The 7,328-nt window shown below is 66.6% G+C and carries 7 protein-coding genes and 1 pseudogene; 1 reads left to right on the top strand and 7 read right to left on the bottom strand.

Features of this window, described 5'->3' with window-relative positions; translation table 11 throughout:
- From ACE3UY_RS01470 to ACE3UY_RS01445, 6 genes are all read right to left on the bottom strand, one after another.
- On the bottom strand, window positions 1-831 hold an 831-nt coding region (locus ACE3UY_RS01470; protein WP_374685776.1), incomplete at its 3' end, for an alpha/beta fold hydrolase.
- A gap of 8 nt (window positions 832-839) precedes the next feature.
- On the bottom strand, window positions 840-1,340 hold the full coding sequence (locus tag ACE3UY_RS01465; RefSeq protein WP_374685775.1) for a molybdenum cofactor biosynthesis protein B: 501 nt from the start codon (window positions 1,338-1,340) through the stop codon (window positions 840-842).
- Window positions 1,337-3,196 carry an RNA-binding domain-containing protein gene (locus ACE3UY_RS01460; protein WP_374685774.1) on the bottom strand — a complete coding sequence of 620 codons (1,860 nt, stop codon included), beginning with the start codon at window positions 3,194-3,196 and terminating at the stop codon, window positions 1,337-1,339. The genes ACE3UY_RS01465 and ACE3UY_RS01460 overlap by 4 nt, the downstream gene beginning before the upstream one ends.
- 18 nt (window positions 3,197-3,214) lie before the next feature.
- The gene (locus tag ACE3UY_RS01455; RefSeq protein ID WP_374685773.1) at window positions 3,215-3,478 is read right to left on the bottom strand and encodes a hypothetical protein; all 264 of its coding nucleotides are present in this window, start codon (window positions 3,476-3,478) and stop codon (window positions 3,215-3,217) included.
- Window positions 3,471-4,118: a tripartite tricarboxylate transporter TctB family protein gene (locus ACE3UY_RS01450; RefSeq protein ID WP_374685772.1), complete on the bottom strand. Its 648-nt coding sequence runs from the start codon at window positions 4,116-4,118 to the stop codon at window positions 3,471-3,473. The genes ACE3UY_RS01455 and ACE3UY_RS01450 overlap by 8 nt, the downstream gene beginning before the upstream one ends.
- Window positions 4,119-4,207: 89 nt before the next feature.
- Window positions 4,208-6,439: a penicillin-binding transpeptidase domain-containing protein gene (locus tag ACE3UY_RS01445; RefSeq protein ID WP_374685771.1), complete on the bottom strand. Its 2,232-nt coding sequence runs from the start codon at window positions 6,437-6,439 to the stop codon at window positions 4,208-4,210.
- Between the two features lie 230 nt (window positions 6,440-6,669).
- On the opposite strand from ACE3UY_RS01445, the gene ACE3UY_RS01440 reads away from it, so the two are divergent.
- Window positions 6,670-7,074, top strand: coding sequence for a VOC family protein (locus ACE3UY_RS01440; protein ID WP_374685770.1), 405 nt, complete (start codon window positions 6,670-6,672; stop codon window positions 7,072-7,074).
- 88 nt (window positions 7,075-7,162) lie between these two features.
- Here ACE3UY_RS01440 and ACE3UY_RS01435 read toward each other — a convergent pair.
- Window positions 7,163-7,328: pseudogene (locus ACE3UY_RS01435) on the bottom strand (dihydrolipoyl dehydrogenase); the annotation flags it as partial.

The raw sequence follows: 7,328 nt of genomic DNA, 5'->3' as shown, positions 1-7,328 counted from the left end.
CTCGTGCTGTACCCAATGGGTGTTGTCCTCTAGCTCGATGAGCTCGCCCCAGGTGCATAGCGCGGCGCTTTCCGCGGCCATGACGCCGCGCAGGGCGAAATCCTTCATGCCCCAGATGATCGTGGTCGGCGGCTGTACCCGCTCCGATGGCAGCTCGAGTGGTGACCGGCGCAGGGCGGCGCGATACCAGTTGAGCATGGCCGTCATCGCGCCCGGCTTGGCCCACGCCCGCCGGTATTCGGCCAGGTCGTCATCGGTGAACGTGCCGGGCAGGCTGCTGGTCTTCAGCGCTTGGCTCAACGCGCGCCAATCGGCTGCCCCCATTAGCGTCTCGGGTAGCCACGGCAACTGGAAGAAGCCGGCGTAGAGGCTGCGGCGCATTTGCTCCGGGTCGGTTCGCAGATGCTCCCCCATCACTGCCAGGTGGGGCACGTTGAGAATCGCCAGATGGCGCAACCGCTCCGGCGCGGTCAGGGCCAGCCGCCAGGCGACAGCCGCGCCCCAATCGTGCCCGGCCAGACAGACGCGCTCCTGGCCCGTGGCGTCGATCAGCCCCAGAATGTCGGCCACCAGCGCGTCCAGACGGTAAGCGTCCAGCCCCTTCGGCTTGTCGCTCAGGTTGTAGCCGCGCTGGTCGGGCGCCCAGACGCGAAAGCCGGCCGCGGCCAATGCCGGAATCTGTCGCCGCCAGCCGTACCAGAACTCCGGGAAGCCGTGGAGCAGGATGACCACCGGCCCGTCGGGCGGCCCGGCCATGACGGTGTGGAGGGTGATGCCGTTGGTAGGGATGAAGTGATGCTCGTACATGGTTATGGTAGGGGCGGGTTTCAAACCCGCCCCTACAACGCCCGGTGTTCCTGGCCGCTCTCCGGCCGGCCGGTCAGCAAGTCCAGCGCGTGGGGCAGGACGGGCAGCAACACGTCCAGATTCTCGCGGACGGCTTTCGGGTTGCCGGGCAGGTTGATGATCAGCGTGCTGCCGCGTATGCCGGCCACAGCGCGCGAGAGCATGGCGTGGCGCGTCACCTCCAGGCTCGCGGCGCGCAACGCCTCGGCGATGCCCGGCGCGTCACGCTCGATGACCCGCCGCGTCGCTTCCGGCGTCACGTCGCGCGGCGCGAAACCGGTTCCGCCGCTGGTCAGGATCAGGTCCAGACCGTCGGCGCACCAGTCGAGCAGGGTTTGCACGATGACGTCGAACTCGTCGGGGATGACCGCCCGCCGCGCGACGGCCCAGGCGGTCTGCTCGGCGACCAACTCGGCCGCCAGAGGCCCACTCTTGTCCTCATAGTCGCCCCGCGCGCCGCGGTCGCTGATCGTCAGGACGCCGACGCGCCTCATTCGCGCCCTTGCTCCTCGACCAGCGCCAGCCAGGCATCGCTCAGCCCGCTGTCGGTGACGCCGTAGTAGACGTGAACCCCATCCGGCGCGCGCACGGCCAGATCGTAGAGCGACATGTTTCCTTTCTGGCGCTTGTTGAGCACGGCCACATTGGTGCGCCAGGCCACGGCCGACAGATCGGGCGGGGCCGTTTCGGCCTGAGTGATGGCGTAGTGCCAGAGCCGGCGGGCCGAGGAGCGGGTGACGTTGTTGATCAGGTTGCCGCTGCGCAGATCGCGCAGGGTGTGATACATGACGCCGTCGCGCTCCTGACTATCGACGATCTCGACGCCGGTGCGGGGCGGGGCCAGCGTCCCGCGGCCGTTGCTGGCGGGGGCGGCCTCCGCCGGCGGGCGGGACGATCCGCTTCGGCGGGGCGTGGGGCGAGGCTCCGGCGCGGATTCGACCGGCGCGGGCGCGGCGGCCGGCGCGGTGGTCGCGCCGCGCCGCTCCAGCCCTCGTTCGACCAGGCCGACGATCTCGTCGCGCACCGCTAGCGTCGTCTCGGCCTCGTCGCGCACGTAAAACTGGTTGTTGTCGATGGCGTAGGGCGCGTCAGGCCCCGGCTGGATCGTCACGCGCACGACCGTTGTGCCCTGCGTTGGCAGGCTGTCGATCAGCGCCGGTGGCTCCGGGCTAAAGCGCTTGGCGATGGCCGCCTGGAGCGCCTCGATGGCCTTGTGCGGCTCGCGGACGCCTTCGGGTTTGGCCTTGGGATCGGCCGGCAGCCCAATGTAGATCGTCCCGCCGTTGGTGTTGGCCATGGCGCAGATGTCGCGCAGGATGTTGTCCAGGTGGCCGCCGCGCTGGAGCACGCTGGGGTGGAAGGCCTGCACCAGCGACTCCCCTTCCTCGCGAGCCAGCTGCACGAAATCGACCGCCTTGGCCGTGCCGCGATAAGGGCGGGTTAGCGAGTGGTCGTTGCCGCGCAGGACGTTGGCCAGGGCGGCGAAACTGACCTCCTCCAGTAACACCTCCGTCACCCGGTCGCCCACACCCAAATGGGGGGAGTTGGGCGATTCGCGGAACAGGCGGTGGGCGTCGGAGCCCTGGATGCAGCGCATGGGCCGCGGATACTCCGGCTTGGAGCCGTCAAAGAAGCGGCGCGTCGTCTGGTTGCCGCGCTTCTCCAGGTCGGTCACTTCCAGCGCGTGGAGGTTGGGGTCCTGAGTGTAGGCGATGCGCGTCTGGCCGCCGAAATCGAGGCCGCGCAGCATGACGCCGTTGCCGGAATTGGCGTGGGCGGCGATGACCAGACCACCCGCCTCGTTGATGACGTGGTAGGCGGTCAGCACGTCGGCCGTCGCCCCGACGGTCGAACTGCCCTCGCGCAATAGCGCCGGCGGCACGCGCAGCGTCAGCAGCAAATGCTCCAGATAGCTCACCGGCGTCTCCGGCGGGAAGATTCCCAGAATATGAAAACCGAAGGTGGCGGTGAACTCGAAGCCGGGCAGGACGAGTAACTTGTCCAGCACGCGCCGGTACTCATCCAGCAAGCGCTGCTCCAACGGGTCGATGCGTCCGCGGCTCTCCAGCCACAGTAGTTGCTCGACCTCTTTTTGCATGGCCGCGTAACCGGCGACCGTGTTGTGGTCGGTGATGGCGATAATGTCAAGCCCGCGGGCCGACGCCTGGCGCAAGATGTCCAGGTAGCTGATATGTGGCTCCTGATAGTCGTTTGAGCCTAAGGTGTGAAGGTGCAGGTCCATCCGCCGCCAGATGGGCGATGGATGTTTGGCCTTCTGGCCGCCCGGTCGGGCGGGTGAAGAAGACCGTGTGGACCGGCCGCGTGTGGGCGGTCCTTGTTCAGTTGTCATGCGATTTGCTCCTAATACTTACTTTCTCTCTCCCAGAGCAGCAATCGCGCGTACCAGACCAATGGTCGTGATGCCGACTTTGATGGCGTCGCCGGTCGAAATGGCCGGCGGGCCGCCGCGGGTTTCGCGCGCCGTGCGCACCAGCAGCCAGGACGTCACCAGGCCAACCACGGCCCCGAGGGCGCCGCCGGCCAGGATCACTTTCGTCTGCCAGCCTTCTTGGTTGGACATAGCCGCGATTTCGTGGTCGAGCGTCCTCTCGATCTTGTCTGTCTTACTCATTGTGGTCACTCCGCGTGAAATGGCGTCGGATCCCGTGAATGAACGCCTGCGCGTAGGCTCCCCGCGCGTGCGCCTGGATCAGCGGACGGCGGACGGCGCCGGCGCCGTTCTCGGTCGCGCGCCCAGCCGTGGCGATGAAGCTCTCCAACTGCCACAGCCAAATCTGGAGGCGGTTGCGATAGGCCATCGGCCCCGTCTCGGGGTTCTGTTGCCGCTGTTGGCGGCGCGAGAACGTCAATGCCAGCCAGGCGATGGGCAAGAGGCTCATGAAGGCGATCAGCGGAATCGACAACAGGATGACGGTCAGTCCCGAAAGGCCGGCGATAAACGACCGGGCCTCGGGCGTGCGCACGCCGAAAGCCAGAAACAAGAGGGCTGCTAGCCCAACGACAATGAGGATGATGGCGACGACCAGCGGCGTGTAGACGTTGCGGCGCAAATAGGCGCGGCGCGCTTCGTCGCGAGCCAGTTGTTCGGGCGTCGGCTCATAGCTCGTCCGCGAATAGGTCGCCGTGTAGGGCGAACGATCGTAAGCCGAAGCGGGCGGTTCGATGGTTGTCCACGAACCGCCGCTAGACCGCGGCGTGTTGTTGGCCGGAAGGCGGGACCCTGGCGTCTGGGGCGTACTTGCTGAACTCATGGTGAGATTACTAACTGAGGATTATAGCACACATGAGAGATAAGCGCTTGAAGCAAACGCCACCATTAACAACTTATCCCACAAGCGGCTCACTCCCACGGAAAGCGCGCCGGCTCGATGCCATAATACAGCTCCACGACCCGCCGGAAGAGGGGCGCGGCGGCCTCGGAGCCTTCGCCGGTGTTCTCCAGCAGCACGGCGATAGCCAGTTCCGGCCCCTCCACCGCTCGCCCATCCGGCGCGGTGAACGGCTCGGCCGGCGCGTAGCCGACGAACCAGGCGTGCGGCAAACCGGGCGGCGCTTCAGCCGTGCCGGTCTTGCCGGCCACCGGCACGGGGAAGTTCTGGAAGCGGTGGGTGGCCGTGCCACTGCCAGCGTGGGTCACGTCCCACAGACTGCTGCGCACCACCGCCAGTTGCTCGGCCGACAGCGGTATGTGGCCGTTGGCGACCACCGGCAGGCGTTCCTCCGGCGCGTCGCCGCCCGCGCCGATGTGGTCAATGAGCGTCGGTTGGTAGAGCGTGCCGCCGTTGGCGATGGCCGCGGCGATGTTGGCCATCTGGAGCGGCGTGACTTGCACGAACCCCTGGCCAATCGCCATGTTGACCGAGTCGCCCGTCGCCCAACCCTCGCCCTGAGTGGTTAGCTTCCACTCCGGGTCGGGGATCAATCCGGCCGACTCGGCGATGCCCTGGATGCCGGTTGGTTGGCCCAGCCCAAACTCCTTGGCGATGCGCGGCAGCAAGGTGTTATCCGCGCCGTCGATGGTGTAGCCGGCGTCGTAGAAGCACGTGTTGCAGGAGACGACGAGCGCCTGGCGCAGGCTGATCGTGCCGTGACCGCCGCTCAACCAGTCGTACTTGGTGAAGGCCTCACCCAGCCGGCTCCAGGAGCCGATGCTGGTGTAGCGGCTGTCAGGCGTATAGAGGCCGCTGGCCAGGGCGGCGGTGAAGGTGACGATCTTGAAGGTCGAGCCGGCCGGGTAAGCACCCTGAGTGGCCCGGTTGAGCAGTGGCTGGCTGGGGTCGTTCAGCAGCGCGCCGACCGCCGCGCCGCCGTCGCCGCGCAACGGGTCGAACGCCTGCGGGTCGTAGCTGGGATAGGTCGCCAGCGCCCGCACTGCGCCGTTGTTGGGGTCGAGGACGACGATGGCCCCGCGCTCGGCCGCCGGGTGGGTGGCGATGGCGTCGGCCAACGCCTGTTCGACGGCCGCCTGGAAGTCCAGATTGAGCGACGTGTAGATACTGCGCGCGACCTGCGGTTCGCGATCCTGCAACACCTCGACGACCTCGCCGGCCGGATCGACCACGCTCAGGATGCCGCCGCGCACGCCGTTCAGATACTCCTCGCCCCACGCCTCCAGCCCGGCCAGGCCGATCAACTCGTCGCCCAGGTAACCGCGCGCTTTATAGTCGGCCACCTGGTCAGCCGGAATGGGGCCCATGTAGCCGATGACGTGAGCGGCTGAGTCGGATTCGGAGTAGAGGCGCGACGGCCGGCGGTCGGGCGTCGTCAGACCCGCGCCGAGGAACGGCTCCAGTCGCAGGGCGTGCTGCTGGAGCGCTTCCTCGCTCACCACGCCGACCGGCACGTACCAATCGGGCAAGGCCGTGGCATACTTGGCCTTGATGTCCTCGGCGCTCAGGCCGAGCGTTTCGCTGAGCGCGGCCAGCAAGCCCGGCTCGTCCTGGATCAGACCGGGCACCACGCCCAACTCGAAGGCGTTGCCCTGGTAGGCCAGCGCCTTGCCGTTGATGTCGTAAATGTTGCCCCGTGACGGGACGCGCAGTTCCAGTGTCAGCCGGTTGCCGCCGGCCAGTTCGGGCAGGATCAGCCCCTCATCCCAAACGACGCCCCAGCGCCCGGCCTCGTACGCCAGGCGCGTGGTGTGGTCGCGGACAATGTCACCGACCACGTCGGACGCCAGTGTGACGCGCACGCTGTACTCCGCGGTGTCCCCCTCTTGCAAGATAGCCAGGGGTTGGGTGGCGACAGCGCGGATGCCGGCGGTATCCATCGCCTCGGCGTAGCGCTGGACGAAGGCGGTGCTATCCACGAGCGCCTGGCTGCTGGGGGCCAGCAGGCTATACATACCCAGGTAGTCGCCCGTTTCCCAGGCGCGATAGAAGGCGCGGGCGTAACCGCCGGGGTCTTCGGTGATGGGGGCGTCCGTCGGCGCGGGCGTCTGGGCCAGCATCGTGGGATCGGGCGTGGAAGGCGCGTCCGGTCGGGAGTCCTGGAGCGCCAGCGTGCCGCCGCACGCGGCGAGCGCGGCCAGCAAGGGTAGAAGAACAAGTAACCGAATGGAATGGCGTGTCATGGGCATGATCATGTGGATAGATTCGCGCACCATTATAGCGATGTTGGGCGGAGCTGCCTCAGTGAAGTTATGGTGAGTTAATGTGATTCGGGTTAGCTTCGGGAGCTCATTGATCGGCAATCGTGTTCGTACCACTTTACGCGCATAACGAACTAACCTACAATTATTCTGAGGATATGAGGCTAGGAATAGACCCCCCTTAGCGGGCTATTCGAGCAACCGTGACCGTTATGGACTGGAAACTAGAAGTAGTCATCGTTCCCGTCGCCGACGTAGACCGGGCAAAACAGTTCTATGAGGAACAGGTCGGCTTCGTCGTGGATCATGACACGCGGATTGGCGACAGCGTGCGCGTCGTGCAATTGACGCCGCCCGGCTCGGGCTGCTCCATCGTCATCGACTCGGGTCTGACCGACATGCGGCCGGGGTCGCTCAAGGGGCTGCAACTGGTCGTGGCCGACGTGGACGCGGCCCGCGCCCAACTGGTCGAACGTGGCGTCGCCGTCAGTCCGGTGCAGCACTACGAGGGTGTGACGCTGGTTGAGGGCCGGGGCGGGGATTGGAACTCGTTTATCTTCTTCAGCGATCCGGACGGCAACTCATGGGCGGTGCAAGAGCAGCCAAAACCTAACTGAGAAGACCTGACAGGTGGGCGGCTAGAAGTTTCGCGCTGTTAAAGGGTCTAAGGCCGCCCACCTGTCAGGTCTAGGCGCTCAATACTGGCTAAATGTGGATTGGCTGCCCCTCTACCCCATGCGCCGCCTCCATCAGCGCCTCGCTCAGCGTCGGATGGGCGTGGACGTTGCGGGCGATCTCCTCGGCCGTCAGCTCGTTGTTGTGGGCCAGGGTTAGTTCCGGTAGCAGCTCGGTCACGTCCGGGCCGACCAGG

It is taken from the genome of Promineifilum sp. (SeqCode) (genome assembly GCF_041918635.1).
Classification (GTDB): Bacteria; Chloroflexota; Anaerolineae; order Promineifilales; family Promineifilaceae; genus Promineifilum.
The sequence above is the reverse complement of the archived record's forward strand: the minus strand, read 5'-3'. Positions and strand labels throughout refer to the sequence as shown.